Raw genomic sequence first — 15,935 nt, forward strand, 5'->3', positions numbered from 1 at the left:
CTGCTCGGATGTCGACATGTGCTTTCGCACGAGGCGCCGGTCCGGACCCGGACAGCCGAAGCGCAAGGCTCCAGCCTGACTCACGGTCCGGAGCGACGGTCGTCAGGATGCGCGTTTGCAACCTCCGCGTCAAAGCCGCGCAGCCTGGACCAGGCTTGCATCGGCCGGGGCCCGCGGGCCTCGGTGAATGGCCTTCCCCGGCGTGGCTTCAAGCCGGCGAAGCCTGCCTCTCGAAGCGGATGGCCGTATCCGGCCGCGACAGGCTCCCGTCGCGCCAGCGCGCCACCTCGGCCAGCTCCGCCTGCGGACGCTCGGTGACGATGTCGGCCCGGCCGAGATGGATGGTGCCCTGCGTGCCGTCGATCGACAGCCAGTCGCCCTCGTCCACCTCGACCGCCGCAAGCCGCGCGCGACGGTTGACAACATCGACGGCGACGCCGGCGCAGCCGACCACGCAGGGCTTGCCGAGCTGCCGCGCCACCAGGGCGGCATGGGCGGTCCGGCCGCCGACCGCTGTGACGATGCCCTTGGACGCCGCGAAGCCGGCGACATCGGCCGTGCTGGTGTCGGGGCGAACCAGGATCACCGGGTCGCCGGCCGCGGCGAAGCGCGCAGCGCCCTCGGAATCGAAGGCGGCGCGGCCGACCGCGACGCCCCCGGAGGCGCTGGTTCCTCGCGCGACGGAATCGCCGGCATGGGCGAGCCGCTCCTCGACCAGAGCGTCGAGGTCGAGCCCCTCCAGCCGCTCCAGCGCCTGCGCCGGCGCGAGCAGCCGTTCGCCGACGAAATCGACGGCGAAGCGCAATGCCGCCCGCGGGGTCCGCTTGGCGGCGCGGGTCTGCAGCATCCACAGCCGCCCCTGCTCGATGGTGAACTCCACGTCCTGGACGTCGCGGAACTCGCCTTCGAGACGGCTCAGGTAGCCGCGCAACTCCTGCGCCAGGCCCGGTGCAGCGCGGATCAGCGCCTCTTCGGTATCCGGGGTCCGGCGCCCGGACACGACGTCTTCGCCTTGCGACGCAAGGAGCACGTCGATGACCGGCTCCGGCGCGCCGGTCGAGGGATCGCGGGAGAAGGCGACACCGGCACCGGAGGCGAGATCGCGGTTGCCGAAGACCATGGCCTGGACCGTGACGGCCGTGCCTTCCAGGTCTTCCAGATGCTGAAGCCGGCGATAGGTGCGGGCCCGGTCGCTGTCCCAGGAGGCGTAGACCGCCTGCGCCGCAGCGGCGAGCTGCTCCATGGCGGCGTCGGGAACCGCCTTTCCGGCGTTCTCGATGGCCTGCTGGTATCGGCCCGCGAGTTGCTCCAGCGCGTCGCAATCGAGCTCGTCGTCGCGGCCGACCCCTTCAGTGGCGACCAGCGCCGTCCGTGCCTTGTCGAACGTCGACGAAGGCACGCCGAGCACCACGCCGCCGAAGCTGTCGAGCAGCCGGCACCGGCAGTCCCAGGCGAAGTGGGGGTTGCCGCTCGCGCGGATCAGGCCGCGCGTCGCGGCCTGCGTGCAGCCGACATCGAGGACGGTGTCGAGCATGCCAGGCATGGAGCGAGCGGCCCCCGAACGCACCGACACCAGCAGCGGACGGCGCGGATCGCCGAACACCAGACCGGTGCGCGCCTCCAGGAAGCGGATGCCGTCGCGGAGGCCGTCCAGCATCTCCCGCCTGGCGTCGGCATCGCCTCGCATGATCGCCGCGCACAGCGAGACGGGCAGCACGAAGGCCGGCGGCACCGGCAGGCCGAGCGTGGCCATGTGCGCCAGATTGGCCGCCTTGGCGCCGAGCGTCTCCGGGGAACAGTTGTCGATCGGCCCGTCGCCGATACGCACGATTGCCATGGTCGCGTTCCTATTTCGAGAGCTCGGCGAGCACGCGCTCGCGCAGCAGGTGGCCAAAACTGGCGAAGCGGTCGGTCGCCCGCTCGATGGCGCGGGCCAGGTCGAGAGTCGAAAGGGCCGTCCTGAGGTCGACATCGCCTTGCAGAACGGTCGCCGTCACCGACCGCTCGGCGGTGTCAGCGGCATGCTCGACGTCGAATAGCCGCGCCGCCGCCGCGAGCGCATCCTCCGCGTCGAGGCGATGCCCCTCGGGGACCTCCGCCGCCGCCGTCGCTCCGACGGCCGCCGCCTCGGCCGCGTCGACGGCCGCCGCGCACAGGGCCGCGAGCGGCTCCAGCAGCAGCGGCGGCAGCGGACGCGGCACCAGCGAAGCGATGAAGGCCGCCTGCTCCAGCTCGTCGATGGCGTCCTCGATCCGATTCACGAGTTGCTCGATCACGCGGTCCGCGTCGAGCCGCGCGATGCGGCCGCGGGCGTCGACGGCCATCCGGTCGGCCTTCTCCTCGATACGGCGGGCCTTCGCCGCCAAGGCGGCCTGATCGAACGGCCGTCCCGCTTGCAGCTCGCCGACGAACTGAGCCAGAGCGGAGGCGATGTCGCGGGCAAGACCGGCTTGGCGCGCCACGATCGCCAGGAACTCGGCATCGACCCGCTGCAGGCGCTGGACGAGGTCGGCCTCGACGCGGTCTCGCGCCGCGCGCGCCGAACGTCCCTGGAGCAGCGTCTCGGTCGAGATGCGCAGGATGGTCTTGAGAAAGCCCAGGGCCTGCGCCCTGCCCAGCGCGCCGTCCAGCCTTTCGCCAAAACCGATGCGGCTCCCGGCGACACCGCGCACGGCGGAGGCGACGAATTCGCTGCCGCCGAGCTCGAGGAAGCCGCGGTGGCCGACCTGCTGGCGCGCCGCCCAGTCCAGGATACCGACCGCGTCCGGCTTCGGGACCAGGGTCCGCAGCACCTTGCGCGCCTTGTTCCAGTCGATCAGGAAGACCAGCGCCGCCCCGAGGGACGACAGCACGGCGCAGCGCTGCGCCTCGTCCGTCGTCCGGCTGCGGCCGGTGACCAGGTGGAAGGCCTTCCCCTCGTTCAGGCCCGCAGCGCTCGTGCTGTCAAGCCCACTCCACTGGATCGACGCGTCGCCGACCAGCCCGATGAAGAACTTGGCGCGCGCCAGATGCACGTCCGTGTAGGTGACGGTGACGTCGCCGGCCTCGACGGTGATCACCACGACGTGGGCGTCGGTCTCGCCGATGTCGTTCTGGATGATCAGCCGTTCCCCGGACCGACCAGCGGTCGTCGTCAGCCCCGGGTGGTCGAATTTGAGCATGCGCGTCGACTCGAGCCCGCGCATGAAGCTCTCGATCAGCGGCCGATCCTCCGGAAGGAGGCCGTGCACGTGGGCTCCGGCCAGCAGTTCCTCGGCGTGGGCGGCGGAGAGACGGTTGAGGTCCTTGTGCAGGTCCATCACCAGGCGATGGAGACTGTCGCGTCCGTCCTTCGACAGCGACGTCAGCTGCGCGACCTCCGCCATGGCCATCGTGTCGGACGCGCCGAGCGGGATCGCGGCCAGCAGCGCCGACAGTCGTCCGTGTGCCGCCTCGCCCGCGGCGGGCTCCGCCGCCTGGACGGGGCGCACCATGGCCTCGATGTCGTCCCGGATCGCCCGGCCAAGCCCGCCGAGGCCCGGCGCCGTCATGCCGTCGTCGGCAAGCACGGCCGCGCCGTTGACGAGCGCTTCCATGGCCACGGCGTCGAGGCCGGCAGCGCGGCACTCGTCCTTCAGATCGAAGGGCTGCCCGCTCGGGCTGCGCGCATGGCGCGCTGCGGCCTGGAGCAGGCTCAGCCGCGCCTTGACGCGATCATTGGCGTCGAGGCCCTCCCGGATGAGGGACGGCAGCAGAATCTCGGCTTGCCCAAGCTGTTCAACGATGGCGGATTTCATGGAATGCTGCTCCAGGTCTCGAGCAGCACTAGATCATCGCCGTATGTCGGGATGATTGAGCCACGTCATTCAAAGTTCTGTCACATATAGATGGGGCCGCGACGCTGCCGGCCGGCGCCGGTGGCGCGGCTGCGCGACCATCCTCGCCGGCCCGAGCCAACCCGTCTTGGAGCATGGCGCGACGGCGCCTGCCCTGGCCTTTGTTGCCGATGCGCAACACCCCCCGCCAATCATCTCTCCCGGCTCGTTCGACTAGGCAGGCGGCAATCACCAAGCGATCCGCCCCGTTGGGCACCAGGCCCCACCGGCATTCGGCAGCCCTCCCCGCCCATTTTAGAACGGATACAAACTATTGGAATTGCAAGGATAATTCTCTCGGGATAGGTGCTTGGCTGGCGGCTTTCCGATCGGCGGACGGACCGCTCGCGCAGGCCCCAGACGGTTGATGATGTCCAATTGGCGCAATAGGTTCGCCTCCCTGTTCCTGGCCCACCGCCGGCAGCTGGAGTCGGTCGTGCGCAAGCGCGTCGGCAGCAGTGAGACGGCGGCCGATATCGTGCAGGATGTGTTCACGCGCGCCCTGGTCGCCGGGCCGCGCGCAACGGCCGACGACGACCGGCGTGTGCTGTTCGCCTCCGCCCGCAACGCGGCTGCCGAGCATCATCGCACCGCGCGCCGCCACGACCGCCTGCTGTCGGCCTTCCTGCCCGAGCAAAGCGCCGTCGACGAGCCTTCGCCGGAGCGGGGGCTGGAAGCCAAGCAGGCGCTCGGCGCCCTGGATGCGGCGCTCTCCGCGTTGTCGCCCCGCTGCCGCGACATCTTCATCCTTCGCCGTGTTCACGGGCTGTCCAACGAGGAGATCGCCCGCCGGCACGGCATATCCGTCAACAGCGTCGAGAAGCACATCGCCCGTGCGCTGCGCCATTGCCAGGCCTGCCTGTCGGATCATCTCGCCGAGCGTTGAGGATGATCTGCCGCCGCTGACACGGCGTTTCCTCCCCCAGCCGTTATATCCTACGGATGCAGTCCGCCGCCGACCGACCTCGCGCCGGTCGCGGACGAAGGATCGTGGAGGGAATGACGCTGAGCGACGAACCGAGCGAGGAGCAGCGCGACGAGGCAGCTCTCTGGCTGGCGAAGAAGACCGGTGGATCGCTCACGCACAAGGACGCCGAGGCATTGGAGGCCTGGCTCAACGCCGACCGCCGCCATCGGCGGGCGTTCGACGATGCGCGTACGCTCTACGCGCAGCTGGAGGAGCCGGCCCGGCGCGCGGCCGACGCTGCGCCGCTCCGGCGCAAGCTGGCGCGGCTGGTCCAACCGCGCCGGAGCTGGCTGACCGCGGCGTCCGTGGTGGCCGCCGCCCTGCTCGTCGCCTGGGTCCTCAATCCGTCGATGGTCGAGAACTGGCAGAGCGACATCGTCACCGGACGGCAATTGGTCTCGGTCGTCCGCCTGCCGGACGGATCGACTGCACGGCTGGGCGCCGACACGGCGGTCGCGCTCGACTTCCGGGACAGCCGCCGCCGCGTCCGCCTGCTCCGCGGCGAGGCCTACTTCGAGGTCGCTCACGGGCCCGCCGGCACCTTCACGGTGCAGGCGAACGGCGACGAGGTGCGCGACATCGGCACCAGGTTCAACGTCGACGCCGTACCCGATCGCACGCGCGTCGTGGTGGCCGAGGGAGCCGTCGAGGTCACCGGGCGCGACGACACCGCACCGGTCGTCCTGCGCCAAGGCCATCAGGTGCTGGTCGCGGCCGGCCGCGCGCAACGGGTCGAGGCGGCCGATCCGGCGCTCGCCCTGGCCTGGATGTCGGGTCGTCTCGTGGTCCAGGGCGCCACCGTGGCGGATGTCGCCGCCGCGCTGCAGCGCCACACGTCAGGCCGCATCGTCGTGCGCGGCACGCTGGCCGGCCAGGAGATCTCGGGCACCTTTCCGCTCACGGACGTGGACGCCTCGCTCGTGACGCTGGCGGAGGCGGTGCAGGGCCGCATCCTCCACGCCACACCCTGGCTCACCGTGATGTACTGACGCCCGCGCGCGCCGCGTGCGGGTCAATCCCGAAAAATCTGCAGCCGCCGAGGCACGGCGGAGGCTCCGTCACCCGTTTCTACCATGAGAGGCCGCGTCGCGGCTCTCGGCGATGGTCGGAGGAGCGGGCGAATGGCGGGGTCGTGCGGGCGCAGATACGGACGTTGGGGCATCGCGCTGCTGTCGAGCACGGCGGCAGCTGCGGTGGCGCTCGGCGCCTCTCCCGTCGTCGCCCAGAGCGCCCCGCCCCAGACGGCTGCGCGGCCCGCGTCCACCTATGACTTCAATATCCCCAGCACGTCCCTGGCGGCTGCCATTGCCGGCGTCGGCGCCGTCAGCGGCTGGCGCATCGCCTATCCCTTCACGCTCCCGCCCAGCGTCCGCAGCAACCCGCTTTCTGGCAGCATGACGCCGCCCCAGGCGGTCGGGCGCCTGCTGGCCGGCTCCGGCCTGCAATATCGGGTCACCGGTCCGCAATCGATCGTGCTCGTCGATCCGGCGCGGACCGGCCCGAGCGTCGGCGCGGTTGCCGCCGATGGCGGCATCGTGCTCGACACGATCGAGGTGCAGGGGCAGCAGGCCCTCGGCACCCCGCCGCCGCCCTATGCCGGCGGCCAGGTGGCGACGGGGGGAGGTCTCGGCATCCTCGGCAACCGCGACGTGATGAGCACGCCCTTCAACGTCACCAGCTTCACCGCCAAGACCATCGCCGACCAGCAGGCCCGCAACATCGGCGACGTGGTCAAGAACGACCCCTCCGTGCGCACCACCTGGGCCGACGGCAGCTATTCCAACCAGTTCTTCATCCGTGGCTTCGCCGTCGGCAATCCGGACATCGCCATCAACGGCCTCTACGGGCTGGCCCCCTACCAGATGGCCGGCACCTCCTGGGTCGACCGCGTCGAGGTGCTGAAGGGCCCGAGCGCACTGCTCAACGGCATGGCGCCGGGCGGCAGCATCGGCGGCACCATCAACCTCGTGCCCAAGCGCGCCACCGACGATCCGATCACGCGGCTGACCCTCGGCTACGTCTCGGATGGCCAGCCCGGCGCGCATATCGACGTCGGCCGCCGCTTCGGCGAGAACAAGGAGTTCGGCGTCCGCTTCAACGGCTCCTACGCCAACGGCCGCACGGCGGTGGACGGCCAGTCGACGGAGCTCGGCGATGCCGCTCTCGGGCTCGACTATCGCGGCGAGCGTCTGCGCGTGTCGGCCGACCTGATCTACCAGAAGAACTACGCCGACGATCCGGTCAGGCCGATCTACTACCGCGCCGGCTTCCAGATCCCGCGGCCGCCACGGGCGGATGCGGACCTGGGCCAGAACTGGTACTTCGCCCGTGGCGAGGACACGATCGCCATCGTGCGCGGCGAATACGACGTCACCGACAACATCACGGCCTACGCCACCTTCGGCGCGCACCGCAATTCGCTGCTCGGCCTGTACAATTTCGAGTACATCAAGAACGCGGCGGGCGCTTTCGATGCCAACAACTACTATCAGCCGACCTACTACGAAGCCTGGACCGGCGAGGCCGGGGTGCGGACGCGGTTCGAGACCGGCCCGATCCGCCATGAGCTGACCATCACCGCCACGCGCCTCTACTCGGAGCTCGGCAACCGTTCACAGACCATTTCGACCTATTCGTCGAACCTCTACGATCCCGCCCGCGTCGGCATGCCGGATCTGTCGAAGTGGTACAACTGGACGCCGAAGACGAGCGCCGCGACGCTGAGCAGCCTCGCCGTCGCCGACAGCCTGTACATGCTCGACGACCGCATCCAGGTCATCGTCGGCGGCCGCTTTCAGAACGTGCTGCAGAAGGGCTGGAACGTCACCACCCGCGCGCAGACCGCGTTCTATGACGAGAACGCCATCACGCCTGCGGTCGGCCTGGTGGTCAAGCCGTGGGAGCGCGTCTCGCTCTACGCCAACTACATCGAGGGGCTGAGCCAGGGACCGGTCGCGCCGGTGGGCTCGGTCAACTCGGGCGAAACCTTCGCCCCGATCAAGTCCAAGCAGTACGAGGCCGGCGCCAAGGTCGACTTCGGCCGCATCACGACGACGCTGAGCGCTTTCCAGATCGAGCAGCCCAACGGCGTCCTCGACCCGGCCACCAACCGGTACGGCATGAACGGCGAAGTGCGCAACCGCGGCCTCGAGTTCAACGTCTTCGGCGAGGTCGTGCCGGAACTGCGGCTGCTCGGCGGCGTGGCGCTCATGGACGGCGTGCAGACCAAGACCGCGAACGGCATCAACAACGGCAAGAAGGCGATCGGCATCCCGGACACCCAGCTCAACCTGGGTGCCGAATGGGACACGCCCTTTCTGCACGGCCTGACCGTGACCGGGCGGGTGATCTACACGTCCTCGCAATACGCCAGCGTCGACAACACCCAGAGCATCCCGGGCTGGACGCGCGTCGACCTCGGCGCCCGCTATACCTTCGAGCGGCCCGGCGGCAAGCCGGTCACCATCCGCGCCGCGGTGGAGAACCTCCTCGGCGCCGACTATTGGGCCGCCGCCTCGTCCACCTTCGGCCTGGCCCGTGGCGCCCCGCGCACCTTCCTCGTGTCCACCACCTTCGACTTCTGAGCGGTGCGCGGGATGGGCGGCGCGGCGCGCGCAGGGTCGACGCGGCGGCAGTGCATCGCAGGCCTGGCGGGGCTCGGCGCATGGGCCGGCCGCCCCATCGCCGCCGCGGCCGCCGTGCCGCGGATCGCCGCGCCCGACTGGGCGGCCGCCGAAAGCCTGCTGGCCATCGGCGTGCCGCCGCTGGCGGTGGCCGATGTCGATGTCTATCGGGAGTGGCTGCCGGAGATCCCCCTGCCCGCCGGCGTCCTGGACCTTGGCTCCAGGGCCGAGCCCAATCTGGAGCTGCTCGCCGCGCTGCGGCCCGACCGGATCCTCGTCTCGAACTGGCAGACGAGCCTCGTCGCGCGCTTCGAGCGCATTGCGCCGACCCAGGTGCTGTCGATCGTGGCGCCGCCCGCCTCGCCCCTGGACAACGCCCGCGCCGCGCTTGGCGACGTCGCCGCGCCGCTCGGCAAGGCCATGGATGCGCACCGCTACCAGACGGCATTCGAGGCGGCCCTCACTGTCGCTGCGGACAGCCTCGCCGATCGCAAGGGCATGCCGGTCATCGTCGGCGTCCTCCATGAGAACGGCCGGCAGCTCTACGCCTACGGCCCCGGCAGCTGGGTGCACGAGGTGCTGCTGCACCTCGGCCTGCGCAATGGGCTGAAGGCGCCGACCTCCCGCTTCGGCAACGCCCTGATCGCGGTCGCGCACCTGGCGGCCACGCCCGAGGCTCTGCTGCTCTATCTGGATCAAGGCAGCCGGACGCGGCGGGCGGAGAACGCGCTGCGACAGAGCACGCTCTGGCGCGGCCTGCCTCTGGTGCGCGCCGGACGGGTGCGGGCGATTCCGGCTTTCTACGCCCTCGGTGGCCTGCCGTCCGCATGGCGGTGCGCGCGCCTCATCCGGGACGCCGTCGCGGAGGCGCCGAGCCCGGCCCATGGCTGAGCGCGAGACGCTCGATCGGCCCCTGAGCATGCCCTCGCCGGGGCTCATGGCAGGCGCGCTCACCTGCCTCGCCCTGGCCCTCACCATCTCGACGCTGGCGGCCACGCTGCCGGTCGGGCTCTGGTGGTCGGCGCTGGCGGGCCGTAGCAACGACGTGGCGGCCCTCATCTTCACCGACGTGGCATTGCCGCGCGTCGTCGTCAGCTGGATCGTCGGCGCCGCCCTGGCGCTGGCAGGCGTCCTGCTGCAGCAGGCGCTGCGCAACCCGCTGGCGGATACGACCACCTTGGGCATCTCCGCCGGCGCCTACCTCGCCCTGGCCGCCGCCTCCCTGTTCGCCCCGGCGCTGCTGAACGCTGGGCAGGAGGCAGTGGCGCTGGCCGCCGGCCTCGCCGTCGGGCTGATCGTGCTGGCGCTGGCGCGCCGCGGCGATCTCTCGTCGACCTCGCTCATCCTTGCCGGGCTGACCCTCTCGCTGCTGTGCGGATCGGCGGCGGCAGTGCTGACGGTTCTCAACCACGATTATCTGAGCACGCTGTTCGTCTGGCAGAGCGGCTCGCTGGTACAGAACGGCTGGGGCACGGTTCGCCGCCTGGGGGCCGCCCTGGCGCTCGCCGCGGCTGCCGCCGTCGCGCTGGCGAGGCCGCTGACGCTGCTTCAACTGGCGGAGAGCCAGGGGCGCGCCCTCGGCCTGCGGGTCGACGCCTCCAGAGCCGGCGCCGTCGCGGTCGCAGGCGCGATCGGCGCCGTCTGCGTCAGCGCCGTGGGCGTCGTCGGCTTCATCGGCATCGTCGCGCCCCAGATCGCGCGGCTGCTGGGGGCGCGAACGCTCCGCCAGCGGCTCACCTGGGCCCCTGCCTTCGGCGCGCTGCTCCTATGGCTCGCCGACCAGGGGGTCCAACACCTGGCCTTCCTGCGCGCCGAGATCCCTGCGGGCAGCGCAACCGCACTCCTCGGCGCCCCGGTGTTGCTCCTCCTCGTGCTGCAGCATAAAGGTCGCGGGGTGCGGAATGCCCGGCCGGCCACCGCACCAGTCCGTCCCCGCGCCAGGCATTCCCGCATGGTCGTCGCGGCTCTCTGCGCGCTGTTCGCGGTGTCGGCCCTGGTCGCCATGGGGCTCGGCAGGACGATGACAGGTTGGGGCTGGCTCTCGGCGGACACAGCGGGATTGCTGCTGCCGTGGCGCGCGCCGCGCGTCATCGCCGCGGGATCGGCCGGCGCGATGCTCGCCGTGGCCGGCCTGCTGCTGCAACGGATGACCGGCAATCCCATGGCCAGCCCCGAGGTGCTCGGCGTCTCGTCGGGTGCTGCCCTCGGCCTCGTCATTCTTCTGCTGGTCGTGGCCGACGTCTCCCAACCGCTGATGATCGCGGCCACGGCCGGCGGCGCGCTGGCCGCCCTTCTGCTGATCGTCGGACTGAACCGGCGCTCGAGCTTGTCGCCGGATCGCCTGCTGCTCGTCGGCGTCGCCCTCGCCACCGGCTTCAGCGCCTTCGCCGCCCTGCTGCTGACGAGCGGCGACCCGCGGTCGGCGATTCTCCTCGCCTGGCTGTCGGGCTCGACCTACCGCGCCACGCTCGCGGGGGCTCTCACCGCGGCGCTTCTGGCCGCCGCTCTCATCGCGGCGGTGGGCGCCACGGCGCGCTGGCTGGCCATCCTGCCGCTGGGCGGCGCCACGGCCGCGTCGGTCGGCGTCCCCGCCCGCACCAGCCGCCTGGTCCTCGTGTCGGCGATCGCGGCCCTGACCGCCGTCGCCACCATGGTGGTCGGTCCTCTGAGCTTCGTCGGCCTGATGGGACCGCACCTCGTGCGCCTCGCCGGCATCGAACGCCCGGGCGAGCAGCTCATGGCCGCGGCCGCCACAGGCGGCGCCCTGCTGCTCGGCGCCGACTGGCTCGGGCGCAACCTCTTCTTCCCCTGGGAGGTGCCCGCCGGCCTCTGCGCGGCCCTCATCGGCGCGCCGGTCTGCCTGGCCCTGCTGCGGGGACGCCCCGCATGAGCGACGCCGATGCCGGCGGCGATCGCCGCCACGTGATCCGGGAGGCGCTGCGGCTGCTCAAGCCGTTCTGGCTGCTGTCGGCGCTGGCGACCGGGATCGGCATCCTGAGCGGTCTCGCCACGGCGGCGCTGCTGGCCACCGTCAACCGCGGCCTGCACGAGGCCGGCGCGACGCCCTGGCCGCTGCTGGCGGGGCTGGCGGGCCTCGGCGTCCTGAGCGTCGGCGGCACCGCCATCGCGGGCACGCTCAACAGCATCGTCGGCCAGAAGCTGATCGCGGCCCTGCGCAAGGACATCTCGGCGCGGATCCTGCGCACGCCAATCGCCGCGCTGGAGGCGCATCGCCCCCACCGTCTCATGGCGGTGCTGACCAACGACGTCGAGACGGTCAGCATCTTCACCTTCAATTTTTCCGGCTACGCCATCGCGCTGGCCATCTCCATCGGCAGCTTCGTCTATCTTGCGGTGCTGTCACCGACGCTGTTCGCGGCGGCGCTCGTCTGGCTTGTCCTCAGCATCGCCATCAACATCGTCGCCAAGCGGGGCTGGATCCGTGACTACAAGGGCGTGCGCATCGCTCAGGACGACTTGCAGAAGCAGTACCGGGCGATCACCGAGGGCGCCAAGGAGCTGAAGATCAGCAGACCTCGACGCGCCCGCGTGCACGGCGTCCTGCTGAGCGATGCCGCCGACCGCATCGCAGCCCTCAAGAGCCGGGCCATGCGTCTGTTCTGGGTGGCGGACGCCGCCGGCTCCGGCCTGTTCTTCGTCGTCATCGGGATCCTGCTCACCGCCCGCCACCAGCTGGGCATCGATGCCGCCGCCGTCAGCGGGGCCGTCATCGTCCTGCTGTACGTCAAGGGGCCGATCGCGCAGCTCGCCGGCGCGCTGCCGATGCTCGACCAGGCGCAGATCTCCTTCGGGCGCATCGCGGCGCTCTCGGCCGAGCTCGACCAGGACGAAGGCGACATCGGGCTCATGGCCGGCGGCACGGCGCCGACGGCGGAGCGGATCGGCTCCATCGAGCTGCGCGGCGTGACCTACGCCTTTCCTGGCCGGCAGGGCACGGTGCCGTTCGTGCTCGGCCCGATCGATCTGACGATCCGCGCCGGCGAGCTGATCTTCATCGTCGGCGACAACGGCTCGGGCAAGACGACGCTGGTCAAGCTGCTGCTCGGCCTCTACGCCCCCCAGGGCGGCACGATCCTCCGCGACGGCGAGCCGGTGACAGCCGCGACGCGGGACCACTACCGCCAGCTCTTCACCACCATCTTCTCCGACTATTACCTGTTCGACGACCTGGCCTACGGCGCTCTGCCGAACGAGGCCGAGGCCCACCTCGAGCGGCTCGGCATGGCCAGCAAGGTGCGCGTCGAGGACGGCCGCTTTTCGACCACCGACCTGTCGTCGGGGCAGCGCAAGCGTCTCGCGCTGGTCCATGCCTATCTGGAGAAGCGCCCGGTCATCGTCACCGACGAATGGGCCGCCGACCAGGACCCGGGGTTCCGGCGGATCTTCTACGAGGAGCTGCTGCCGGCGCTGAGGGCGCAGGGGCGGACGCTGATCGTGGTTTCGCACGACGACCGCTACTTCCGCATCGCCGACCGCATCGTGCACCTGGCCGGCGGCCGCATCGCCGAGGACCGGCCGGTGCAGAGGCCCATGCTCGTGGGAGGCGGCCCGTGACCGCCGTCCGCTTCGCCGTCGACGTCGTCGGCCGAGCGCTTCCACCGTCGCGGCGGCGGCCGACGACAATCCCCCGCATTGCCGCGCAAGCTCCACTGCCGTCAAGCTCAGCTGGCAGGTCCGCCTGAGAGGCCCTCATTCATGTCGAGATCTTCGTCCGCTGCCATCGCGCTGCCGCCGTCCGCGGCCGATACGCCGCCCTTCGAGCTGGATGGCGTCACCTTCGCGGTCGGCGATCGCGTGCTGCTGGAGCCGTTGACGCTCGCCCTGCCGCCGCGCCGCATGGTGGGCCTGATCGGGCACAACGGTTCGGGCAAATCGACGTTGCTGAAGCTGCTCGCCCGCCAGCAGCCGGCCGCGTCCGGCACCATCCGCTTCGAAGGCCGCGCACTGAAGGACTGGGGCGACCGGCCCTTCGCCCGCAAGGTCGCCTACCTGCCGCAGCAGACGCCGCCGGCCTCCGGCCTGCTGGTCAAGGAACTGGTGGCGCTCGGGCGCTACCCCTGGCACGGGGCGCTCGGCCGCTTCGGCCACGCGGATCGCGCCAAGGTCGACGAGGCGATAGAGCTGACCAGCGTCGAGCCGTTCGCCGACCGCCTCGTCGATACCCTGTCGGGCGGCGAGCGCCAGCGCGTCTGGCTCGCCATGCTGGTGGCCCAGGATGCCGAATACCTGCTGCTCGACGAGCCGATCTCGGCCCTCGACGTGGCGCACCAGGTGGAAGTGCTGTCCCTCGTCCACCGCCTGACCAAGGAGCGAGGGCTGGGCGTCGTCGTGGTGCTCCATGACGTCAACATGGCAGCCCGTTTCTGCGACGAGATCCTGGCGCTCCACTCCGGCCGGCTGGTTGCCCGGGGCACGCCGGAGGAGATCATGACGCCGGAGCAACTGCATACGGTGTACGGCATCGCCATGGGCGTGATGCCGCATCCCGAAACCCGCCAGCCCATCAGCTACGTGCGCTGACGGCAGCAGTCGTTCACATGGGCGGCACGACGCCGTTGGTGCCCACCGTGACGCGGTTGGCGCTCAGCCCGCCCTGGGCATCCTTCTGGGCGATCGCAAACATGGCGGCGCCCGGCTTCAGATCCCCCTTGTCGGCGGGCGCGAAGGTGACGACGGGGACGTCGTCGGGCACGGTGATGGTCTTGCTCTGCCCCTGGTACGAGAGGGTGAGGGCGCGGCCGTTCGCCGAGGTGACCGCCTCGGCCACGAAACCATTGGTCATCGACGAGTTGGGCTTCAGGTCCCAGGGATAGTTTCCCTCAGCCGCCCCCTTCATCGCGGCCGGAAACACCAGCACCTCCAGTGCGTCGTCGCCACCGCCCGGCCCGGGCACGGAGGCGATGCCGACGTAGTCGCCGGGCTTGATGTCCGGCAAGGCCACGCGGGCCATGCCGGACACGCCGAAGCCGGGCTTCAGGGCGATCGTCGCATCCTGGCCTTCGCGGGTCTTCACCGCGAGGGCGGCGGTGCCGTCGAAGCTCACGATGGTGCCGCGGACGCGGACGATCTCATCCGCGAGCGCCATGGACCCGGGGACCACCGTGAGCGTGGCGAGGGCGACAGCAGCGACGGCCACGGGCCGGATGAGCGTCGACATCAGCATGAACAATCTCCTCGGACCCGTCACGCGCGCAGGGTCCGGCATGACATGACATGCTGAAGACGTACGGCCCCGGCCCGTTCTTCCCTCACGCCGCGTAGCGCAGAATTGCGGCGAGGGAACCGGCGCCGGGAATATCGGCCTTGCGCACCCCCAGGACACGGCCGCCGGACAGGATGACGCGATCGGCGATCTCGTCCACGATGCCGTAGCTGTCCGGGCCCTCCTGGTCGGCGAAGGTGACGCTGCCGTCGGCGCCGACCGTGCCGGGAACGACTTCGTCGATGTCCACCAGCAGGACCTCGACGGCGCCCTGGGTCGCGGCCCGGGCCGCCTGGGCGATATCGGTGGTGGTCTGGCCGGTGCCGCGGCGCGTCTCGAAGAGCCCCGCGAGCGCCTGGATCTGTTGCTGGTACAGGCCGTCGAGCACATCACGGGCGCGCTCGGCCAGCTGGGCGTCGGTCAGCGCCACCGGGCTGCCGGCGATCGTCCGGGGCGCCAGGTGGGGATACGTGTTGACGGACGCGAAGATCGACGCGAGCGGCTCGGCTGCCGCCAGGATCAGCGGGATGTCGGAGCCGGCGAGCAGGCCCCGCAGTGCACCGTCGACCTTGCGAGCGAACTGACGCAGCAGCACCTTCTGGCCTTCGGACCCCTGGATGCGGCCGCTCGGCGAACGGTCGTTGACGCTGGCGCGGTGAACGGCGGCGGCGGCGCTCTGGGGCATGCCGTCCACCTTGACGGTCGTCGCCGGCAGATCCGTGGTCACCTCCACCAGCCGGGTGGCACCTTCGGCCAGCGCCAGCACGTAGCACGTGTTGGGGAAGGTCACGGCCCGCATCAGCGGCTTGAGATGGAAGCGGTCCGACACCTCGACCAGCGGCTTGAGCGCGTTGGCGACGCGAAAGGTGCGGACATTGTCGGGCGTCGCCAGGATGGCCAGGCTGTGGGCCTGGTAGCTCCAGAACTCGTCATCGTCGATGAGGTCGTCCAGGTGCTCCGCCAGCACCTGGACCCGGTGCTTGTCGGCGCCCTTCGCTTCGAGCTGATGCACCGCCTCCTTGGCCAGGTTCTTCAGCTCGATGCGATCGCCGGCCGTGGAGCGGCTGACGGGCGTGGTGGGCAGGTAGATCGAAACGCACGCGTCGTCCCGATGCGTGATCAGGGCCTTCAGGTCGGCAACAGTCGGAATGTCGACGTAGAGCATGACGGAGGACCTTCATTAACCCGTGGACGTTCGCGCTCCCATGGCGCGCGCCATGGCATGCGGGGTGCCATGACCGTGGTCAAGCCGTCGAAGGCATCAACAA

At 70.8% G+C, this 15,935-nt stretch carries 11 protein-coding genes; 7 read left to right on the plus strand and 4 right to left on the minus strand.

Annotated elements, in window-relative coordinates; translation table 11 throughout:
• Positions 1-208: 208 nt before the first annotated feature.
• Together ACZ5PO_RS36840 and ACZ5PO_RS36845 are read right to left on the minus strand one after the other, a co-directional pair.
• Positions 209-1,837 carry a PEP/pyruvate-binding domain-containing protein gene (locus ACZ5PO_RS36840; RefSeq protein ID WP_464187860.1) on the minus strand — a complete coding sequence of 543 codons (1,629 nt, stop codon included), beginning with the start codon at positions 1,835-1,837 and terminating at the stop codon, positions 209-211.
• A gap of 10 nt (positions 1,838-1,847) precedes the next feature.
• Complete coding sequence (locus tag ACZ5PO_RS36845; protein WP_464187862.1) at positions 1,848-3,776, minus strand: hypothetical protein; 1,929 nt, start codon at positions 3,774-3,776, stop codon at positions 1,848-1,850.
• Positions 3,777-4,224: 448 nt separating this feature from the next.
• Here ACZ5PO_RS36845 and ACZ5PO_RS36850 point away from each other — a divergent pair, with 448 nt between their 5' ends.
• The 7 genes from ACZ5PO_RS36850 to ACZ5PO_RS36880 all read left to right on the plus strand — a co-directional run bounded on the left by ACZ5PO_RS36850 (position 4,225) and on the right by ACZ5PO_RS36880 (position 13,985).
• Positions 4,225-4,740: an RNA polymerase sigma factor gene (locus tag ACZ5PO_RS36850; protein WP_464197190.1), complete on the plus strand. Its 516-nt coding sequence runs from the start codon at positions 4,225-4,227 to the stop codon at positions 4,738-4,740.
• Between the two features lie 113 nt (positions 4,741-4,853).
• Positions 4,854-5,810 (plus strand): FecR family protein, encoded by a 957-nt coding sequence (locus tag ACZ5PO_RS36855; RefSeq protein WP_464187864.1) that lies wholly within the window; start codon positions 4,854-4,856, stop codon positions 5,808-5,810.
• 132 nt (positions 5,811-5,942) lie between these two features.
• Complete coding sequence (locus tag ACZ5PO_RS36860) at positions 5,943-8,405, plus strand: TonB-dependent siderophore receptor (protein ID WP_464187866.1); 2,463 nt, start codon at positions 5,943-5,945, stop codon at positions 8,403-8,405.
• Between the two features lie 12 nt (positions 8,406-8,417).
• Entirely contained in the window at positions 8,418-9,335 is a 918-nt protein-coding gene (locus ACZ5PO_RS36865; protein ID WP_464187868.1) for an ABC transporter substrate-binding protein, read from the plus strand.
• Complete coding sequence (fhuB, locus tag ACZ5PO_RS36870; protein ID WP_464187870.1) at positions 9,328-11,334, plus strand: Fe(3+)-hydroxamate ABC transporter permease FhuB; 2,007 nt, start codon at positions 9,328-9,330, stop codon at positions 11,332-11,334. Before ACZ5PO_RS36865 ends, fhuB begins: the two co-directional genes overlap by 8 nt.
• Complete coding sequence (locus ACZ5PO_RS36875; RefSeq protein WP_464187873.1) at positions 11,331-13,019, plus strand: cyclic peptide export ABC transporter; 1,689 nt, start codon at positions 11,331-11,333, stop codon at positions 13,017-13,019. The genes fhuB and ACZ5PO_RS36875 overlap by 4 nt, the downstream gene beginning before the upstream one ends.
• Positions 13,020-13,160: 141 nt before the next feature.
• On the plus strand, positions 13,161-13,985 hold the full coding sequence (locus ACZ5PO_RS36880; protein ID WP_464187875.1) for an ATP-binding cassette domain-containing protein: 825 nt from the start codon (positions 13,161-13,163) through the stop codon (positions 13,983-13,985).
• A gap of 13 nt (positions 13,986-13,998) precedes the next feature.
• On the opposite strand, the gene ACZ5PO_RS36885 is transcribed toward ACZ5PO_RS36880, so the two are convergent.
• Together ACZ5PO_RS36885 and ACZ5PO_RS36890 are read right to left on the minus strand one after the other, a co-directional pair.
• Positions 13,999-14,625 (minus strand): hypothetical protein, encoded by a 627-nt coding sequence (locus ACZ5PO_RS36885; RefSeq protein WP_464197192.1) that lies wholly within the window; start codon positions 14,623-14,625, stop codon positions 13,999-14,001.
• A gap of 88 nt (positions 14,626-14,713) precedes the next feature.
• Complete coding sequence (locus ACZ5PO_RS36890; RefSeq protein ID WP_464187877.1) at positions 14,714-15,832, minus strand: baeRF11 domain-containing protein; 1,119 nt, start codon at positions 15,830-15,832, stop codon at positions 14,714-14,716.
• Positions 15,833-15,935 lie beyond the last annotated feature (103 nt).

It is taken from the genome of Chelatococcus sp. KU-N122 (genome assembly GCF_055391085.1).

Excerpts from the sequence above, each read along its gene's own strand:
- fhuB (WP_464187870.1), top strand. The coding sequence starts at position 9,328 with ATGGCTGAGCGCGAGACGCTCGATCGGCCCCTGAGCATGCCCTCGCCG.
- ACZ5PO_RS36860 (WP_464187866.1), top strand. The coding sequence starts at position 5,943 with ATGGCGGGGTCGTGCGGGCGCAGATACGGACGTTGGGGCATCGCGCTG.
- ACZ5PO_RS36840 (WP_464187860.1), bottom strand. The coding sequence starts at position 1,837 with ATGGCAATCGTGCGTATCGGCGACGGGCCGATCGACAACTGTTCCCCG.
- ACZ5PO_RS36865 (WP_464187868.1), top strand. The coding sequence starts at position 8,418 with ATGGGCGGCGCGGCGCGCGCAGGGTCGACGCGGCGGCAGTGCATCGCA.
- ACZ5PO_RS36890 (WP_464187877.1), bottom strand. The coding sequence starts at position 15,832 with ATGCTCTACGTCGACATTCCGACTGTTGCCGACCTGAAGGCCCTGATC.
- ACZ5PO_RS36855 (WP_464187864.1), top strand. The coding sequence starts at position 4,854 with ATGACGCTGAGCGACGAACCGAGCGAGGAGCAGCGCGACGAGGCAGCT.
- ACZ5PO_RS36850 (WP_464197190.1), top strand. The coding sequence starts at position 4,225 with ATGTCCAATTGGCGCAATAGGTTCGCCTCCCTGTTCCTGGCCCACCGC.
- ACZ5PO_RS36845 (WP_464187862.1), bottom strand. The coding sequence starts at position 3,776 with ATGAAATCCGCCATCGTTGAACAGCTTGGGCAAGCCGAGATTCTGCTG.
- ACZ5PO_RS36880 (WP_464187875.1), top strand. The coding sequence starts at position 13,161 with ATGTCGAGATCTTCGTCCGCTGCCATCGCGCTGCCGCCGTCCGCGGCC.
- ACZ5PO_RS36875 (WP_464187873.1), top strand. The coding sequence starts at position 11,331 with ATGAGCGACGCCGATGCCGGCGGCGATCGCCGCCACGTGATCCGGGAG.